Genomic DNA, 18,166 nt, shown 5'->3' with positions numbered 1-18,166 from the left:
CGGAACGGGCGGGCGGCCTCCTGGTGCCGCCCGCCCGTTCCGCGTCCTCAGGCGGCCCGGTAGGCCGTCCTGAGCTTCGCCACCGCACCGGTCAGATCACCGGTGAGCAGCAGGTGGTCGGCGTCCGCGAACGGCTTGGACACCTTCTCGGTCAGCTTGCCGCCGGTCTTCTGCTGGACCAGCAGCCGGGCCTGGCCGACGATCTCCCGGCCGACCTCGGTCTTTCCGAGGCCGGTGCGCTCGGCGACCTGGGCGGCCAGGCCGAGCAGGGCGAGCGTGACCTCGCCGCCGGCCGGGGGCTTCCTCAGCGTGGTCAGGCCCCAGCCGTACGGGAACTGCGGGTCGTACGAGGCGTCGCCCACGTTGATCGGGAGCTGCGCCTCGGACTTGGGCCAGGTCACCGGGAGCTGCCCGGTGAAGGCCCGCTTGCCGAAGAGGACGTCGGCGACGCCGTCGCCCTCGGAGCCCGGCAGCCAGGACGCCACCAGCGCGTCGATGCCGTCGAGCTGGTCCCCGATGAGCTGGGGACGGCCCGAGACGATCAGGACGGCGCACTTCATCGCGGCGCAGACCTTGTCGACCGCGGCCCTGTCGGCGTCGGACAGCTTCAGGTCGTGCCCATTGCCGACGTCACCGACGCCCTCCGCGTACGGGGTCTCCCCGACGACGACCACACCGACGTCGTAGCCGGCCGTGTCGGCGGACGCGTCCTTGGAGTACGTGACGGAGGCGGCGTCCTTCTTCATGGCGGACAGGATCGTGGTGCCCGGAGTGATGGCACCGGAGGAGCCCTGCCAGCTGACGGTCCAGCCACCGGCCTGGTTGCCGATGTCGTCGGCGTTGGAGCCGGCCACGTACACCTTCTGCGAGGGCTTCAGCGGCAGCACGTTGCCGTCGTTCTTCAGCAGCACCTGCGACTTCGCGGCGGCCTCGCGGGCCACGGCCCGGTGCTCCGCCGAGCCGATCTTCTTCAGGTTGGCGGTGTCCGCGTACGGCTTCTCGAAGAGGCCCAGCCGGAACTTCTGGGTCAGGATGCGGGAGACCGCGTCATCGATCCGGGACTGCGGGATGCGGCCCGCGGTGACCTCGTCCTGGAGCGTCTTCGTGAAGTCCTTGTACTCGGTCGGGACCATGATCATGTCGAGCCCGGCGTTGATCGACGTGCGCACATCGCTCGCGTAGTCGCCGGGGAGCTGGTCGATCGCCTTGTAGTCGCTGATGACGAAGCCCTCGAAGCCCATGCGGTCCTTGAGGACACCGTTGATCATCTCGGCGTCGCCGTGCATCTTCACCGGGCCCTTGTCGTCCCCGATGATGTCGAGCGAGGAGTAGGACGGCATGACCGTGCCGACCCCGCGCTTGACCGCGTCCTCGAAGGGCGCGAGGTGGACGGCTTCCAGCTCCTGCCGGGTGACCTTGGTGACGCCCTGGTCGGTCGTGTACGAACCGGTGGTGGACGAGCCGTACTCCGTACCGCCGTCGCCGACGTAGTGCTTGGCGGTGGCCAGCACCTTGTCGTTGCGGTCCAGGTCCTTGCCGGAGGCGGCGCCCTGCATGCCCTGGATCACGGTCTCCAGGGACTTCACGAGGGCCGGGTCCTCCCCGTACGCCTCGTACGAACGGCCCCAGCGCTCGTCGCGGGAGACGCAGAGGCAGGGCGCGAAGTCCCACGGGACGCCGGTCGCGCGGACCTCGCTCGCGGTGACGGCACCGGTCTTCTCGGCCAGCTTCGGGTCACGCGTGGCGCCGAGGCCGACGTTGTGCGGCATGATCGTCGAGCCGACCAGGTTGTTGTGGCCGTGCACCGCGTCCACGCCGTAGATCAGCGGGATCTGGAAGCGGGTGGCCTGGGCGCGCAGCTGGTAGCCGTCGATCATCTTGGCCCACGCCTCGGGGGTGTTGGGCGAGGGGACCGAGCCGCCGCCGGAGAGCAGCGAGCCGAGGTCGTACGTGGCGATGTCGCCCTGCGAGGAGAGCGCGTTGCGCTCGGCCTGGGTCATCTGGCCGGCCTTCTCGGCGGGCGACATCCGGGAGAGCAGGTCGGCGACGCGCTGCTTCACCGGCAGCTTCGCGTTCTGGTACGGGAGCCCGTGGGCGTCGATGACGGCCTGCGGGTTCTCCTTCGGCGGCCGGGCGCCGGTGACGGTCAGCTCCAGCGGGACGGTCTTCGCGGCGGCGGCACCGGAGACCTTCTTCGTCGCGACCTTCACCTGGTGGGTGGTGCCGGAGGCGGTGCCCGCAGGGAAGGTGTACGTGCCGCTGACCGGCGTGAAGTCGGTGCCGGGCTTCGCCGTGCCGCCCTTCGTCTCGTACGCGACGGTGACGGGCTCCTCCAGCGGGAGGGACCCGGTCGTGGTGAGCGTGAAGCCGAGGGACGCGGAGGCGCCCTGCTCGACCGGGACCACCGCGGCGTCGGTGACGACGCTCGCCTTCAGGGCCGCGTCGGCCTTGCCGTACAGCTCCACGCCGTCCATGGCGAACGTGCCGGGGGTGCCGGGCGGCAGGGTGAGGGCGTAGCCCCACATCTCGTTCAGGCCGAGGACCTGGTCGATGCCGCCGACGGGCTGGTAGTCGCCCCGGTAGGTGAAGTCGGCGAACGGGATCTCGACGAGGTGCCAGCCCTCCCAGTCGTCGGTGAAGGAGGTGGTCCACAGCTCGGAGGCCTCGCCGTTGGCGCCGCCGTCCTTGATCTCGAAGGCGATCCGCTTGCCCGAACCGGGCGGCAGGGGCGCGGTGTTCTGGCCGTACCACCAGAAGCGGATGCCCTTGTGGGCGGACCAGTCGTGGGCGGGCTGGTCGGCGGCGTAGTCGTGGCTGAAGCCGCCGTAGCCGCTGATGTCGTAGGTGCCTTCGAGGACCTTGGCGCCCTCGGGGGCGTCGGCCCGGTCCTTCAGCGCCAGGGTGGGCGGGTCGTCGGCGTCGCCGCCCCAGGTGAAGATGCCCTCGGCCGGCTGGTTGGCGAAGGGCACCTCCCCCTCGAAGCGGTCGACGGCGACCGGTGCCGGGTCCTCGTCGGCCGGGGCGGCCGTGGACGGGACCGCCCCGGCGAGCAGGCCGGCCACCACGGTGGCGGCGGCCAGCACGGCGGTCACGGGTCTCGCCCGGCGGCGGGTGCGGGGTGGCATCTGTGCGGCTCCTTCGTACGGTGCCCGCGCGCGGCCCGGCGTGGGTGCCGGGCCGCGCGCGGGGCGCGGGTGGTACGGGAAGGTGACGTGCCTGTGGGGGGTGGTGGTGCGTGGGGGGTGGCTCGGGGGGGGCGGGGGCGCTACTTCTTCTGCTCCACCCGCACCCAGTCGATCACCGCCTTGACGCCGCCCTGCGCGACGCGGTCGACGCTGGACTGCGGAAGGCCCCAGTAAGGGCTGGTGACCTTGTTCCACCCGGCGGGATACGCGCCGCCGAGCGCCAGGTTGAGGATCACGTACTGGTTGTGGTCGAAGACCCACTTGCCGCGCGTGGACTCCAGCTTGGAGCGGGAGGTCGTCTGCACGACGCGGTCGTCCACGGTGAACGTCATGCCCTCCGGCGTCCACTCGACGCCGTAGGTGTGCCACTGGTCGGCGCGGCCGCCGTTCGCGTACGTCTGCTGCTTGCCGATGTTGCCGTCGGCGGAGTAGCCCGGGCCGTGCAGCGCCGAGCTGGTCCAGTCGCCGTAGCCGATGTTCTCCATGATGTCGGTCTCGCCCGAGCCGGGCCAGGAGACGTCCGGGTTGTCGACGTCGCTGCCGAGCATCCAGAAGGCCGGCCAGAAACCGTCACCGACCGGCAGCTTCATGCGGGCGCTGACCTTGCCGTAGGTGAAGTCGAACTTGGTGTTGGTGTCGATGCGGCCGGAGGTGAAGTCGAAGGTGCCCGCGGGCGTCTGGGTGCAGCCCTTGCAGTACTTCGACTGGAGGACGAGGGCGCCGTTCTCGGTGCGGGTGTTGTCCGCCGAGTCGACGTACGCCTGCGACTCGCCGTTGACCGGGTTCATCTCCGTGCCGGTGCGCACCACCCGCCACTTGTCGCGGTCGAGTCCTGAGCCGGTGAAGTCGTCGAAGAACGTGGTGGTGTAGGCGCCGCCGGGGTCCTTGGGGAGGGCCGGGTAGGCGGCGTTCGCGCTGCCGCCGGTGCCCCACACCTGGAACTCGTAGAGCGAGTAGCCGAATTGGGCGGTGGCGGGCGCCGGGTTGTAGAACGAGCGCCGCTCGACCCCCAGCATCCGGACGTAGCGGCCGGTCGCCGGGGTGGGCAGCCGGACGGTGTCGTGCCGTCCGACGGCGTCGCCGGGCGACTTGACGTCCGCGCGGCGGGCGGCGACCTCGGAGGCGGACGGCTGGTAGACGGTGCGCCAGGTGCGGTTGTCGTCGGAGACCTGGATGCGGTAGTCGACGGCGTAGGCCGCCTCCCAGTACAGGTCCACGCTGTCGATGGTGGAGGTGGCGCCGAGATCGACGCCCACCCAGCGGTTGGCGTTCCAGTCGCTGGACCAGCGGGACTGGTCGGCCTTCAGGTCGGCGGGCCACCCGCCGTCGGTGACGAAGGCCGGGGAGTTGCCCGCGTGCTGGTAGAAGTCGCCGTACGCGGGGTGGTTGAGGGCGAGGTTGCTGCGGGTGGTGGAGGCCGGGGCGGGCTCTCCTCCGTACACCTTGAAGGAGTACAGCGAGTAGCCCCAGGAGGTGGCGCGCTGGATGCCGCGCATCCGCACGTAGCGGCCGGTGACCTCCTGCGGGTAGGTGTGCGCGGTGACGCTGCCGCCGGTGCCGTCGTCCTCGGTGTAGAAGGTGGTCCAGTCGGTGCCGTTCTTCGACACCTCCAGGACGTACTTCTTGCCGTAGGCGGCCTCCCAGTCCAGGGTGACGCTGCTGACGCGGATGACGGAGCCGAGGTCGACCCGGATCCAGGCGTCGTCGGCGAAGTTGCTGGACCAGCGGGTGGTGCCGTCGCCGTCGGCCACCGCCCCGGGTCCGGAGGCGTCGTTCTCGCTCCCGGACGCGGTGACGGAGCCCGGGTCGGCGGCGTGGGCGGCGGCGGCCCGGTCGGTGTCCCAGGCCGCGGCCTGCGCCGCCGCCGGCTTGGGGACCGGGGCGGCGAAGGCCATGGGGGCGGCGAGGGCGATCAGAGCGGCGGTGGTGGCTGCCAGGGTCGTACGAGAGGGCATGGTGGGGTGTCCCGTTCGTATCGGTGAGGGTGAGGCGCCACACCCGCGGTCGCGGCTATGACGCGTCGCGGGTGAGCCGGATGGTGTCGCGGTACCACTTGGCGCTGTCCTTGAGCGTCCGCACCTGCGTGTCGTAGTCGACGCGGACGATGCCGAACCGCTTGTCGTAGCCGTAGGACCACTCGAAGTTGTCCATCAGCGACCAGGCGAAGTAGCCCCGCACGTCCGCGCCCTGGGCGCGGGCGGCGGCGACGGCGGCGATGTGATCGGCGAGATAGGTGGTGCGGTCGGCATCGTGGATCTCGCCGTCCTCGGAGACGGTGTCGTCGAAGGCGGCGCCGTTCTCCGTGATGACCGTCGGGAGGCCGTAGTCCTTCTCCAGACGGACGAGCAGGTCGGTGAGGGCGGTGGGGGTGATCTCCCAGTCCATGGCGGTACGCGGCAGGTCGCGCTCCACCTGACGGGTGACGGGCAGCCCCTCCGCGTCCGTGGTCGCGCCGTCCTCCGTCACGCCGGAGAACAGCGAACCGCGGTAGAAGTTGACCCCGAGCACGTCCAGCGGCGTCGAGATCGCGGCCAGGTCGCCGTCCTGGACGGGCAGTTCGATGCCCTGGGCGGCGAGGTCGGCGACGACGTCCTCGGGGTAGGTGCCCTTGACGACCGGGTCCAGGTAGAGCCGGGCGCCCATGCCGTCCGCGCGGCGGCACGCCTCGGCGTCCTCGTGGCTGTCGGTCTCCGGGGAGGCGGTGCCCAGGTTGAGGGTGATGCCGAGTTCGAGGTCGTTGCCCCGGGCGGCGGCCTGCTCGCGCAGGTACTGGGAGGCGAGACCGTGGCCGAGGAGCAGGTGGTGCACGGCGTGGATGGCGTCGCCGAGGTTCTGCCGGCCCGGCGCCTGGCCGCCGTAGGCGTACCCGAGCATCGCGGAGCACCAGGGCTCGTTGAGCGTGGTCCAGTGCTTGACCCGGTCGCCGAACGCGTCGTAGGCGAGCGCGGCGTACTCGGCGAAGCGGTACGCGGTGTCGCGCGCCGGCCAGCCGCCCGCGTCCTCCAGCTCCTGCGGCAGGTCCCAGTGGTAGAGGGTGACCCAGGGGGTGATGCCCTTGGCCTCCAGCTCGTCCAGCAGGCGCTTGTAGAAGTCGAGGCCCTTGGCGTTGGCCGGGCCCCGGCCGCCCGGCTGGATGCGCGGCCACGCCAGCGAGAAGCGGTACGTGTCGACGCCGAGGTCCGCGATGAGCTGCACGTCCTCGGGCATGCGGTGGTAGTGGTCGCACGCCACGTCACCGTTCTCACCGCGGACGACCATGCCCGGCACCCGGCAGTACGTGTCCCAGATGGACGGCGTTCTGCCGTCCTCGGCCGCCGCGCCCTCGATCTGGTACGCGGCTGTGGCGACGCCCCAGCGGAAGCCGGCGGGCAGACCGGGTACGGCCTGGGCGGCGATCTCGCGGGCGTATGCCTGGGGGGTGACGAGGTTCATGGTTCTCCTGTGGTTGCGTTGCTCGGGGCGGCGGCCGGCGGGGGCTAGGCGCGGGCGGCGGCGGTGGCCGGGGCCTCGTGGTGGAGCCAGCAGGCCACCGAGCGGGAGCCGTCCGTCCCGGGCGCCGCGAGCACCGGGACGTGGGTGTCGCAGCCCTCGACCTTCTTGGCGCAGCGGGGGTGGAAGGCGCAGCCGGTGGGCATCGCCGAGAGGTGCGGGGGCGAGCCGGGGATGCCGCTGAGTTCGCGGCGGGGTCCGTGCAGCGCGGGGAAGGAGTGCAGCAGCCCGGCGCTGTACGGGTGGTGGGGGTCGCGGTAGATCTCGGTGGCGCCCGCCTCCTCCACGATCCGGCCGCCGTACATGATCGCGATCCGGTCGGAGAACTCGATCAGCAGCGAGATGTCGTGGGTGATGAAGACGACCGAGAAGCCGAGCTCCTCGCGGAGCCGGACCAGCTGCCGCAGGATCTGCCGCTGCATGACCACGTCGAGCGCGGTCGTCGGCTCGTCCATGATGACGATCTCGGGCTCCAGGGCGAGCGCCATCGCGATCATCACGCGCTGGCGCATGCCGCCGGACAGCTGGTGCGGGTAGGCGCCGAGCCGGTCCGGGGAGATCCCGACGAGGCTGAGGAGCTCCCGGGCCCGGGCGGTGCGGTCGGCCTTCTTCATCTCCGGGCGGTGCGCCTGGAGTACGTCGGTGAGCTGGGCGTGCACCGTGTAGACGGGGTTCAGCGAGTTCATCGCGCCCTGGAAGACGATGGACAGCTCCGCCCAGCGGAAGGCGCGCAGCTCGGCCGCCGACATGGCGAGCAGGTCCATGGCCCGGCCGTCGCGCCCGTGGTAGTGGACCTCGCCGCCGGTGATGACGCCGGGCGGGGAGAGGAGCCGGGTGACCGCGTAGGCCAGGGTGGACTTGCCGGAGCCGGACTCGCCGGCGAGGCCGAGGACCTCGCCGCGGTGCAGGGTGAGGTCGATGTCGCGCAGGGCGTGCACGGCGTCGGTGCCGGTCCCGTAGTCCACGTTGAGGCCGCTGATGGTGAGGACGGGCTCGCTCATGAGCGGGACTCCTTGTGGCGCGGGGTGCTGGTGCCGGTGCGGGCCACCGGGGTGAAGCCGACGCGCATCTTGACCTTCTTGGAACCGCCGGTCTCGGTGCGCAGGCGCGGGTTGACGAATTCGTCGATGCCGAAGTTGATCAGGGCGAGGGACATGCCGAGCAGGGCGATGCAGAGCCCGGCCGGGACGAACCACCACCAGGCGCCCTGGGCCAGTGCCTGGCTGGACTGCGCCCAGAACAGGACGGTCCCCCAGTTCCAGTTCGAGATGTCGGCGACGCCGATGAAGGCGAGGGTGATCTCGGAGAGGATCGCGAAGATGACCGTGCCGACGAAGCCGGAGGCGATGACGGCGGTGAGGTTCGGCATCACCTCGAAGAGGATGATCCGCCAGGTCGGCTCGCCCGTGGCGCGGGCCGCCTCCACGTAGTCGCGGCGGCGCAGCGACAGGGTCTGGGCGCGCAGCACGCGGGCGCCCCAGGCCCAGGAGGTGAGGGCGATGACGAAGGCGATGAGCAGGTCGCCGGCGTCCGTGACGAAGCTGGCGATGATGATGATCAGCGGCAGTCCCGGGATGACCAGGAAGACGTTGGACAGCAGCGACAGCGCCTCGTCGGCCAGCCCGCCGAGGAAGCCGGCGGTGACGCCGATCAGCACGGACAGGGCGGTGGCGAGGATGCCCGCGACGAAGCCGACGACGAGGACGCCCCGGGTGCCGACGAGGATCTGCGAGAGCACGTCCTGACCGGTCTGCGTGGTGCCGAACCAGTGCGAGCCGGAGGGTGCCTCCAGCAGGTCCTGGCTCATCGCGCTGGGGTCGTACGGGGCGATCCACGGGCCGATGATCGCGATCAGCACGAAGAAGAGCAGGATGCCCAGGCCGATGGCGGTCTTCCGGCCGCGCAGGAACCGGAACTTGCGCTTGCTCGCTGCCGGGGTTTCGGTCGCGTCGAGTACGGCGACCTCGGATGCGGTGACGGCCACAGCCCTACGCCTCCCTTCGGGTACGGGGGTCGAGGAGCATGTAGAGGATGTCGGCGAGGAGGTTCGCCGCCAGGACGGAGAGCGTGATGATGAGGAAGATGCCCTGCATGAGGGGGTAGTCCTTGGCGCCCACGCCCTGGAAGAGCTGGTAGCCGATGCCCGGGTAGGAGAAGACCATCTCCACCAGGAGCGTGCCGCCGACGATGAAGCCGAGCGAGAGGGCGAACCCGGAGATGTTGGGCAGGATCGCGTTGCGTGCCGCGTAGCCGAACATCACCCGGCGCTCGGAGAGGCCCTTGGCCTGGGCGACCATGACGTAGTCCTCGCTGGACACCGTCACCATCATGTTCCGCATGCCGAGGATCCAGCCGGCGACCGCGCTGAGGACGATCGTGAAGCCGGGCAGCACCCCGTGGTAGAGCGCGCTGGAGATGAACGGCCAGTCGAAGGCGGGCACCAGCGAGTTGTCGTAGCCGCCGTCGGCCGGGAAGAGCGGCCACTTCACGGCGAACAGCGAGATCGCGATGAGCCCGAGCCAGAAGTACGGGATGGAGGAGATGAAGGTGGTGACGGGGAGCAGGTTGTCCATCCAGGAACCGCGCCGCCAGCCCGTGAAGACCCCGATGCCGGTGCCGAGCAGGAAGCTGATCAGTGTGGTGATCCCGACGAGCGCCAGCGTCCAGGGCAGCGACTGCGCGATGACCTCGCTGACCGGGGTCGGGAAGAAGGTGAACGACAGGCCGAGGTCGCCGTGGAACAGGTGCACCCAGTAGTCGGTGTACTGCTCCCACAGCGACTGCTGCTTGTCGAGCCCGAAGAGGGCCTTCAGCGAGTCGATGGCGCTGGTGTCCAGCTGGCCCTGGAAGCGGGCGATGAGCGCCTGGACGGGGTCGCCGGGCATGAGGCGCGGGATGAGGAAGTTGATCGTGATGGCGGCCCAGGCCGTGACCAGGTAGAAGGCGAGCCGTTGGAGCAGGAACTTCACTTCGCAGCCTCCTTCTCGTGGTCGTCGGTGCGGGCGGTACCGGTGCCGTCGTAGAGCCAGCAGGCGGCCCACTGGCCGTCGGCCAGGTCGAACCGGGGCGGCAGCTCGGTGCGGCAGCGCTCCATCGCCTTGGGGCAGCGGGGGTGGAAGCGGCAGCCGGCGGGCGGGGCGATGAGCGACGGGGGCTCGCCGCTGCCCTGGTCCTCCGGCTCGTCCTCGGCGGCCTGCCGGTCGGGGTGCGGCGCGGAGGCGATGAGCAGCTGGGTGTAGGGGTGTGCGGGGCGCTGCGTGACGGTCTCGCTGTCACCGCCCTCGACTATGCGGCCGGCGTACATCACCAGGGTGGTGTCCGCGAAGTAGCGGGCGGACGCGATGTCGTGGGTGATGTAGAGGATCGCGAGGTGCAGCCGGTCCTTGAGGTCCTTGAGCAGGTTGAGCACCCCGAGCCGGATGGACACGTCCAGCATCGAGACCGGCTCGTCGGCCAGGAGGACCTGGGGGTCGGCGCCGAGCGCGCGGGCGATGGCCACGCGCTGGCGCTGACCGCCCGACAGCTCGTGCGGGAACTTGTCCAGGTACTGATGAGGAGGAGTCAGCTGGACGCGGTTCAGCAGAGCGGTCAGGTTCTGTTCCAGTTCCGCCTCGCCCTTGCCCGCCCGGCCGTGGATCTTCAGCGACCGGGTCAGGTGGTAGCGCACGGTGTGCACGGGGTTCAGCGAGGCGAACGGGTCCTGGAAGATGAGCTGGACCCGGCGTACGTAACTGCGGAAGGACCGGCCACGTCCGGCCTTCGCCGGCTGCCCGTTCAGGTGGATCTCGCCCGAGGTGAGCGGATACAGCTGCGCGAGCAGTCTGGCGACGGTGGACTTCCCGGAGCCCGACTCCCCCACCAGTGCCGTGACGGTGCCGCGCCGCAGTTGCAGCGAGGCGTCGTCCACGGCGTGGACGGTACGGCGGGTGCGCGCGAGGAGATCGCGGGCGTTGCGCCGTACGGCGAAGTGCTTGGTGACTCCGCGTGCTTCGAGCACGATGTGGTTGTTCTCTGGCTGTTCAGACATGGCCGGTACCTGATCCCTGCGTACTACTTGGCGGGCTTGAGATTCAGCACGACTTCCAGCGAGGTGCGCTGGGTGTGCTGCGGGTCCGCGTACGGGTTGTCCTCGGTGGGCCAGCCCACCCAGTTCTTCGTGGAGTACTCCGCCCCGACGGGAGCCGCCGCGGTCGGGATCATCGGCGCCTGCTCGACCATGATCTTCTGGAGCGCGTCCATCGCCTGCTTGCGGGCGGTGTCCGTGGTGGCCTGGGCGAAGTCCTTCAGCGCCTCGGTCGCCTCGGTGCTCTTGAAGCGGCCGAAGTTGCCGGACTGCGAGGGCTTGCCGATGGGCTGGAGCAGGGCGCCGTCCATGATGTTCTGGTACATGTCGTACGGCGTGGCACCGCTGTTGGTCCAGTGCAGGGTGGCGTCGAAGTTGCCGTTGGCGACGTCCGCGTTCCAGGAGTCCGCGGTCTGCGTCTTGACCTTGGCGTCGATGCCGATCTTCTTGAAGTTGTCCTTGATGATCGACAGGCCGGTGATGTAGTCGTTCCAGCCGGCCGGGTCGGTGAGGGTGAGCTTCACCGGCTTGCCGGACGGGTCCTTGAGGACGCCGCCGCTGAGCGTGAAGCCGGCCTTCTCCAGGACCTGCGTGGCGCCCGCGACGTCCGGCTTGGTGGTGGCCTTCTTGTACGTGTCGGAGATGAAGGACTCACCGGCCGGCAGCGGGATGCCGGTGGGGTTGGTGATCTCCGGGTACAGGGTCGCCTCGGCCTGCGTGTAGATGGCGTTGCGGTCGACCACCATCGCCATGGCCTTGCGGAGCGCCGCGTTGTCGAACGGCTTGCGGGCGGTGTTGATCCAGAGGCCGTGGATGCCGAGACCGGACGGGAACCACAGCTTGTGGTTCTTCGGGTCCTTGTCGATGAACAGCTTCTTGAAGTCCGGCATGAAGACGAACGACCACTCCAGCTTGCCGCTGGCCAGCGCGGTGGTCGCCGCGTTGTTGTCGTTGTACGTGCTGTACCGCAGCTCCTTGACCTTGGTCGAGCCCTTCCAGTAGGTGGGCGTCGCGACCAGGGTGGTGGTCTGCGGCGTGAAGGTCTTCAGCTTGTACGGGCCGGAGCCGACCGGGTTCCGGTTCGGCCAGGTCTCCGGGTTGTCGACCTTCTCCCAGATGTGCTTCGGCACGATGTACTGCTGGAGGATCTTGTTCTGGTTGACGTACTGCGAGCTGTTGAAGGTCAGGATGACCTTCTTGTCCTTGACCTCGACACCGCCCCACTGGATGCCGTCGGCGTTGAGCGCCGGGTGCTTCTTCAGCAGCTCGAAGGTGTACGCCACGTCGTCGGCGGTCAGCGGCTTGCCGTCGGCCCACTTCGCGCGCTCGTCGATGGTGAGGGTGACCTTCTGGAAGTTGAGGTCCCACTTCCAGTCGGTCGCCAGCCACGGGTCGGGCTTCTCGGCGGGCTTGATCTGGCGGACCATCGCCAGCGGCTCGTAGATCATCCAGCGGTAGCCGAGGGTGGCACCGGCCGAGGTGTTCAGGAACGGGTTGCTGTTGTTCGTCTGCGGCCCGTCCGGCTTGCCGATGTTCAGGACGCCCGAAGCGGCACTGCCGCCGTTCTTGTTGTGGTTCGAGTTGGCCGAGGAACAGCCTGCGGCGAGTGCGACCACCGCGGTGGCGAGCGCGGCGGCTCTCAGCGTGTGACGGCGTGCGGACATAACGACTCCAGGAGGGACTGGCGGGTCTTGGGATCCGGAAACGGGCAGCGCTGGGCGCGCCCTGGTACGGCTGTGCGGTGGTGCGGGTGCGGTGTGGGCCTGGGGGTGCCCTTGTCCGCTAGGGCGCCGAGTGGCGCACGACCAATTCGGTGGGGAGCACGACCGGGGTGTCCGGTGCGAGCGTGCCGCCCAGGTGGGAGAGGAGCATCCGCGCGGCCATCTCACCCATCTGCCGGGTGGGCTGGCGCACGGTGGTCAGGGGCGGTTCGGTGTGCTCGGACATCGGGATGTCGTCGAAGCCGACGACGGCGATGTCACCGGGCACGGTCTTCCCCGCGGCGCGCAACGCCCGCAGCACGCCCGCCGCGGTGATGTCGTTGTGCGCGAAGACCGAGTCGAACTCCGTGCCCGAGGCGAGGAGTTCCTCCACGGCGAGCCGGCCGGAGAGTTCGGTGAAGTCCCCCATGACGACGTGGTCCGTGGGGAGGACCGAGACGAACCCGGCCAGCCGGTCGCGTACGCAGCCGAAGTGCGGGGGGCCGGTGATCACGACGGGCCTGGTGCGACCGGCGTCCCGCAGATGGCGGGCGGCCGACGCGCCTCCTTCGTGGTTGGTGGTCACGACGGAGGGGAATTCGGGGTGGTGGCCGCGATCGTCGATGAGCACGATCGGCAGGCCGTCGCGGTGCAGTTCCGTGAGGTGGTCCAGGGTGTTCTCGGGTTCCACCACCACCAGTCCGTCGAAGGCCCGCGCCGACACCTGGCTGGTGAAGCGCTCCACGGACTCCGCCCCGCGATTGCAGGTGAACAGCAGCAGCCCGTAGTCGGCGGCCTCGACGGTGTCGACCACGCCCTGGAGCAGTTCGCCCATCCAGGGCCAGGTCAGCGAGGGCACCAGCATGCCGACCGTACGGCTGCTGCCGCGGGCCAGACCGACGGCGCCCGAGCTGGGCACGTAGCCGAGCTGCGCGATCACCGCGCGAACGCGAGCGGCCGTCGAACCGTCCACCTCGCCCTTGGTGTTGATGACCCGGGAGACGGTCGTCTTGCTGACGCCGGCCTCACGGGCGACATCAGCGATGGTGACGCGCATCGAGGCCTCCAGGACACAACGGGACAGATGAGAACGGCCGCAACGGCCGGCGATGGAACCGGTACCGCAACCGGTTCCGGAACCGGTACCGGCGTTGGTGGCGTGAGTTAACCCCGCAGAAACACCGCCGTCAATACTTCACGTCGAGATTGGTCCGTACCCATCTGATAACGAGAAGAACACGGTCCTTGCGTTCAACTTATGAACACAAACACCTCTTGACGCGAGCACGTGAATCCCGTTCACTCAGTCCCCGTACGGGGCCGTACACGCGAACGCCCCCGTGCGCCCTGCCGGTTGAGGCGGGCGGACGGGGGCGGGCGTGTGCGGGAGACGGCCCCGTGCGGTCAGTCGGTCGGTTCGAGGCCGGCGCGCAGCAGCCCGTAGGTGTACGCGTCCTCCAGCGCCTGCCAGGACGCGGAGATGATGTTCTCGGCGACCCCGACGGTCGACCACTCGGCGGTCCCGTCGCCCGTGGTGATCAGGACGCGGGTGGTGGAGTCGGTGCCGGTACGGCCCTCCAGGATGCGGACCTTGTAGTCCGTCAGCTCCAGCTTGGCGAGCTGCGGGTAGATCCGCTCCAGGGCCACGCGCAGCGCCCGGTCCAGGGCGTTGACCGGGCCGTTGCCCTCGGCCGTGGCGACGATCCGCTCGCCCTTGGCCCACAGCTTCACGGTCGCCTCGTTGGCGTGGGTGCCGTCGGGGCGGTCCTCCACGATGGCCCGCCAGGACTCGATGCGGAAGTAGCGCCGCACCCGGCCCTCGGCCTCGGCGCGCAGCAGCAGCTCGAAGGAGGCGTCGGCGGCCTCGTACGTGTAGCCCTTGAGCTCGCGCTCCTTGACCCGGGCGACGACCCGGGCGACCAGCTCCCGGTCTCCCCCGAGGTCGACGCCGAGCTCGTCGCTCTTCAGCTCGATGGAGGCCCGCCCGGCCATGTCGGAGACCAGCATCCGCATGGTGTTGCCGACGAGGGCGGGGTCGATGTGCTGGTAGAGGTCCGGGTCGACCTTGATCGCGGAGGCGTGCAGCCCGGCCTTGTGGGCGAAGGCCGAGACGCCGACGTACGGCTGGTGCGTGGAGGGGGTCAGGTTGACCACCTCGGCGATGGCGTGCGAGACGCGGGTCATGTCGGCGAGGGCGCCGTCGGGGAGGACCCGCTTGCCGTACTTGAGCTCCAGCGCGGCGACGACCGGGAAGAGGTTGGCGTTGCCCACGCGCTCGCCGTAGCCGTTGGCGGTGCACTGGACGTGCGTGGCGCCCGCGTCGACGGCGGCGAGGGTGTTGGCGACGGCGCAGCCCGTGTCGTCCTGGGCGTGGATGCCGAGCCGGGCGCCGGTGTCGGCGAGGACCGTGGAGACGACGGCCTGGATCTGGGCCGGGAGCATCCCGCCGTTGGTGTCGCAGAGGATGACAACGTCGGCGCCGGCCTCGGCGGCGGCCTTGACGACGGCCTTGGCGTACTCGGGATTGGCGCGGTATCCGTCGAAGAAGTGCTCGCAGTCCACGAAGACCCGGCGGCCCTGCTCGCGGAGATGGGCGACGGTGTCGCGGACCATCTCCAGGTTCTCCTCCAGCGTGGTGCGCAGCGCGAGCTCCACGTGGCGGTCGTGGGACTTGGCGACCAGCGTGATCACCGGGGCGCCGGACTCCAGCAGCGCCTTGACCTGGGGGTCCTCGGCGGCGGTTCCGCCCGCCCTGCGGGTCGCGCCGAAGGCGACCAGCTCGGCGTTCTTGAACTCGATCTCCTGGCGGGCGCGGGCGAAGAACTCGGTGTCGCGGGGGTTGGCGCCGGGCCAGCCGCCCTCGATGAAGCCGACGCCGAACTCGTCCAGGTGCCGGGCGATGGTCAGTTTGTCGGCGACCGTCAGGTTGATGCCTTCACGCTGTGAACCGTCGCGCAGCGTGGTGTCGAAGACATGGAAGCTGTCGTCGGTGGGCTTGGCCTTGGTGGTCATTGCTGGTCTGACTCCTGTCGGATGAGTGGATCCGGACGATCTGGCTCCACTTGCCCCCATCATCCCGCGCGCCGCTTGCCCCGGCCGAGGTGGAGGCCGGAAAACAAAAAACCCCTCGCGGGTGCGAGAGGTCTGCGCGCGGGTCTGGGGCACGGTGGCCGCGCCGTACGTGGTGGTACGGGACGGTCACTGCGGACCGGCGCGCCTGCTGCCAATAATCATGACGAACGAGGACACGGAAGCAGTCTGGCACAGGACCGCCGCCGTGAACCGCCCGTCTCAGGATGCGGGCGTACGGGGAGCCCCCGGCGAGACACCGGGGGCTCCCCGTACAGCTTGCTCAGGCCAGGGAGTGCATCCAGCCGTGGGTGTCCTCGGCGGTGCCGCGCTGGATGTCGAGCAGGCGCTCGCGCAGCTTGAGGGTGACCGGGCCGGGGGTGCCGTCGCCCTGGGTCCACTCGCCGCCCGCGCTCTTCACCGTGCCGACGGGGGTGATGACGGCGGCGGTGCCGCAGGCGAAGACCTCGGTGAGGGTGCCGGCGGCGGTGTCCTCGCGCCACTGGTCGATGGAGACGCGGGACTCCTCGGAGGTGTAGCCGAGGTCACTCGCAAGCTTGAGGAGCGAGTCCCGGGTGATGCCGGCGAGCAGGGAGCCGGTGAGGGACGGGGTGACGATCCGGTCCCCGTACACGAAGTAGAGGTTCATGCCGCCCAGCTCCTCCACCCACTTGTGCTCGACGGCGTCGAGGTAGGCGACCTGGTCGCAGCCCTTGGCGGCGGCCTCGGCCTGGGCGAGGAGGGAGGCGGCGTAGTTGCCGCCGGTCTTGGCGTCGCCCATGCCGCCGGGGACGGCGCGGACCCGGTCCTCGGAGAGCCAGATGGAGACGGGCTTCACGCCGCCCGGGAAGTAGGCACCGGCCGGCGAGGCGATGACCAGGAACAGGTACTCGTTGGCCGGCCGCACGCCGAGGCCGACCTCGGTCGCGATCATGAAGGGGCGCAGGTACAGGGACTCCTCGCCACCGTGGGCCGGGACCCAGGCCGCGTCCTGCTGGACGAGCGCGTCGCAGGCCGCGACGAACGTCTCGACGGGCAGCTCCGGCATGGCGAGGCGGCGGGCGGAGGAGCGGAAGCGCTCGCCGTTGGCCTCGGGGCGGAAGGTGGCGACGGAGCCGTCGGGCTGGCGGTACGCCTTCAGGCCCTCGAAGATCTCCTGGCCGTAGTGGAGCGTCATGTTGGCCGGGTCGATCGACAGCGGCGCGTACGGGACGAGCTGGGCGTCGTGCCAGCCGCGGCCTTCGGTCCACTTGATCGTCACCATGTGGTCGGTGAAGTAGCGGCCGAATCCGGGCTGGGCCAGGATCGCCTCGCGCTCCGCGTCGGACAGCGGGTTCGAGGAGGGCTTGAGCTCGATCGTGGTCGTCATGAGTGCGTGTCCTTCACCGTGATGTGTGTGTAGGACCGCGTGCACGCCTTCAAGTGCTAGGACGTCCGAGCTTCGCTGCGAGCCACGGCCCCGTTCGATTATCTCTCGAAGGGTGCCGTGCACGAAATGGCGTGATTGCGGTCCAGGGTTCGATGGTGACACCCGGGGCCGCACAGGAGAAGCCGCCGGGTGCGTCTGCGACCCGGCGGCTTCGTGGTGGAGTCGTCGGGTCAGCCCGCTACGCGTACCGCGAGGGCGTCGCCGATCTCGTCGGTCGTACGGGCCGTTCCGTCGCGCTCCGCGAGGTCGGCGGAGACGGCGTCCTCGATGCGCACGGCCTCGGCCTCGTAGCCGAGGTGGCGCAGCAGGAGGGCGACGGAGAGGATCGTGGCGGTCGGGTCGGCCTTGCCCTGCCCCGCGATGTCGGGGGCGGAGCCGTGGACCGGCTCGAACATCGACGGGAAGGCACCCGTCGGGTTGATGTTGCCGGAGGCGGCCAGGCCGATGCCGCCGGAGACGGCTGCGGCGAGGTCGGTGAGGATGTCGCCGAAGAGGTTGTCGGTGACGATGACGTCGAAGCGCTCCGGCTGCGTGACGAAGAAGATCGTCGCGGCGTCGACGTGCAGGTAGTCGGTGGTGACCTGCGGGTACTCCGCGGCGACCTTGTCGAAGATGTTCTTCCACAGGTGGCCCGCGTAGACCAGGACGTTGTTCTTGTGGACCAGCGTCAGCTTCTTGCGCGGGCGGGCGGCGGCGCGCTCGAAGGCGTCCCGGACGACCCGCTCGACACCGAAGGCGGTGTTGAGGCTGACCTCGGTGGCGACCTCGTGCTCCGTGCCGGTGCGCAGCGAGCCGCCGTTGCCGGTGTACGGACCCTCGGTGCCCTCGCGGACGACGACGAAGTCGATGTCCGGACGGCCGGCGAGCGGGGTCTCGGTGTTCGGGAAGAGCTTCGACGGCCGCAGGTTGATGAAGTGGTCGAAGGCGAAGCGCAGCTTCAGCAGCAGCCCCCGCTCCAGGACGCCGGAGGGCACGGACGGGTCGCCGATCGCGCCGAGCAGGATGGCGTCGTGGCCCTTGAGGGCGTCGAGCTCCGCGTCGGGAAGGGTCTCACCGGTACGGTGCCAGCGCTGGGCGCCAAGGTCGTACTCCTTGGTCTCCAGCTTCACATCCTGCGGGAGAACAGCGTTGAGGACCTTGAGGCCCTGGGCCACGACCTCCTGGCCGATACCGTCACCGGGGATCACTGCGAGATTGATGCTGCGAGACATGGTGGCACCCTACTGCTCGT

The 18,166-nt window shown here is 70.0% G+C and carries 12 protein-coding genes; all 12 read right to left on the bottom strand.

What is annotated here, in order from left to right:
- Nucleotides 1-47: 47 nt before the first annotated feature.
- Nucleotides 48-3,125 carry a glycoside hydrolase family 3 protein gene (locus tag OHS17_RS24215; RefSeq protein ID WP_330313851.1) on the bottom strand — a complete coding sequence of 1,026 codons (3,078 nt, stop codon included), beginning with the start codon at nt 3,123-3,125 and terminating at the stop codon, nt 48-50.
- Nucleotides 3,126-3,265: 140 nt separating this feature from the next.
- On the bottom strand, nt 3,266-5,140 hold the full coding sequence (locus OHS17_RS24210) for a discoidin domain-containing protein (protein WP_330313850.1): 1,875 nt from the start codon (nt 5,138-5,140) through the stop codon (nt 3,266-3,268).
- A gap of 55 nt (nt 5,141-5,195) precedes the next feature.
- A complete protein-coding gene (locus OHS17_RS24205) occupies nt 5,196-6,617 on the bottom strand; it encodes a GH1 family beta-glucosidase (RefSeq protein WP_330313849.1) in 1,422 nt (473 codons plus the stop codon).
- Nucleotides 6,618-6,661: 44 nt separating this feature from the next.
- A complete protein-coding gene (locus tag OHS17_RS24200) occupies nt 6,662-7,675 on the bottom strand; it encodes an ABC transporter ATP-binding protein (protein ID WP_330313848.1) in 1,014 nt (337 codons plus the stop codon).
- Nucleotides 7,672-8,658 carry an ABC transporter permease gene (locus OHS17_RS24195; protein ID WP_330313847.1) on the bottom strand — a complete coding sequence of 329 codons (987 nt, stop codon included), beginning with the start codon at nt 8,656-8,658 and terminating at the stop codon, nt 7,672-7,674. Before OHS17_RS24195 ends, OHS17_RS24200 begins: the two co-directional genes overlap by 4 nt.
- 4 nt (nt 8,659-8,662) lie before the next feature.
- Nucleotides 8,663-9,643 (bottom strand): ABC transporter permease, encoded by a 981-nt coding sequence (locus tag OHS17_RS24190; protein WP_330313846.1) that lies wholly within the window; start codon nt 9,641-9,643, stop codon nt 8,663-8,665.
- Nucleotides 9,640-10,701 (bottom strand): ABC transporter ATP-binding protein, encoded by a 1,062-nt coding sequence (locus OHS17_RS24185; RefSeq protein ID WP_330313845.1) that lies wholly within the window; start codon nt 10,699-10,701, stop codon nt 9,640-9,642. Before OHS17_RS24185 ends, OHS17_RS24190 begins: the two co-directional genes overlap by 4 nt.
- A gap of 23 nt (nt 10,702-10,724) precedes the next feature.
- Nucleotides 10,725-12,401: an ABC transporter substrate-binding protein gene (locus OHS17_RS24180; RefSeq protein ID WP_330313844.1), complete on the bottom strand. Its 1,677-nt coding sequence runs from the start codon at nt 12,399-12,401 to the stop codon at nt 10,725-10,727.
- Between the two features lie 118 nt (nt 12,402-12,519).
- Nucleotides 12,520-13,494, bottom strand: a complete 975-nt coding sequence (locus OHS17_RS24175) for a LacI family DNA-binding transcriptional regulator (RefSeq protein ID WP_164628794.1) — start codon at nt 13,492-13,494, stop codon at nt 12,520-12,522.
- Nucleotides 13,495-13,841: 347 nt separating this feature from the next.
- Nucleotides 13,842-15,449 carry a citramalate synthase gene (gene cimA, locus OHS17_RS24170; protein WP_330313843.1) on the bottom strand — a complete coding sequence of 536 codons (1,608 nt, stop codon included), beginning with the start codon at nt 15,447-15,449 and terminating at the stop codon, nt 13,842-13,844.
- 340 nt (nt 15,450-15,789) lie between these two features.
- Entirely contained in the window at nt 15,790-16,875 is a 1,086-nt protein-coding gene (locus tag OHS17_RS24165; protein WP_018102491.1) for a branched-chain amino acid aminotransferase, read from the bottom strand.
- A gap of 230 nt (nt 16,876-17,105) precedes the next feature.
- Entirely contained in the window at nt 17,106-18,146 is a 1,041-nt protein-coding gene (locus tag OHS17_RS24160) for a 3-isopropylmalate dehydrogenase (RefSeq protein WP_330313842.1), read from the bottom strand.
- Nucleotides 18,147-18,166 lie beyond the last annotated feature (20 nt).

The sequence above is a fragment of the Streptomyces sp. NBC_00523 genome, assembly GCF_036346615.1.
Lineage (GTDB): Bacteria > Actinomycetota > Actinomycetes > Streptomycetales > Streptomycetaceae > Streptomyces.
This window is presented reverse-complemented; position numbering and strand designations above follow the sequence as displayed.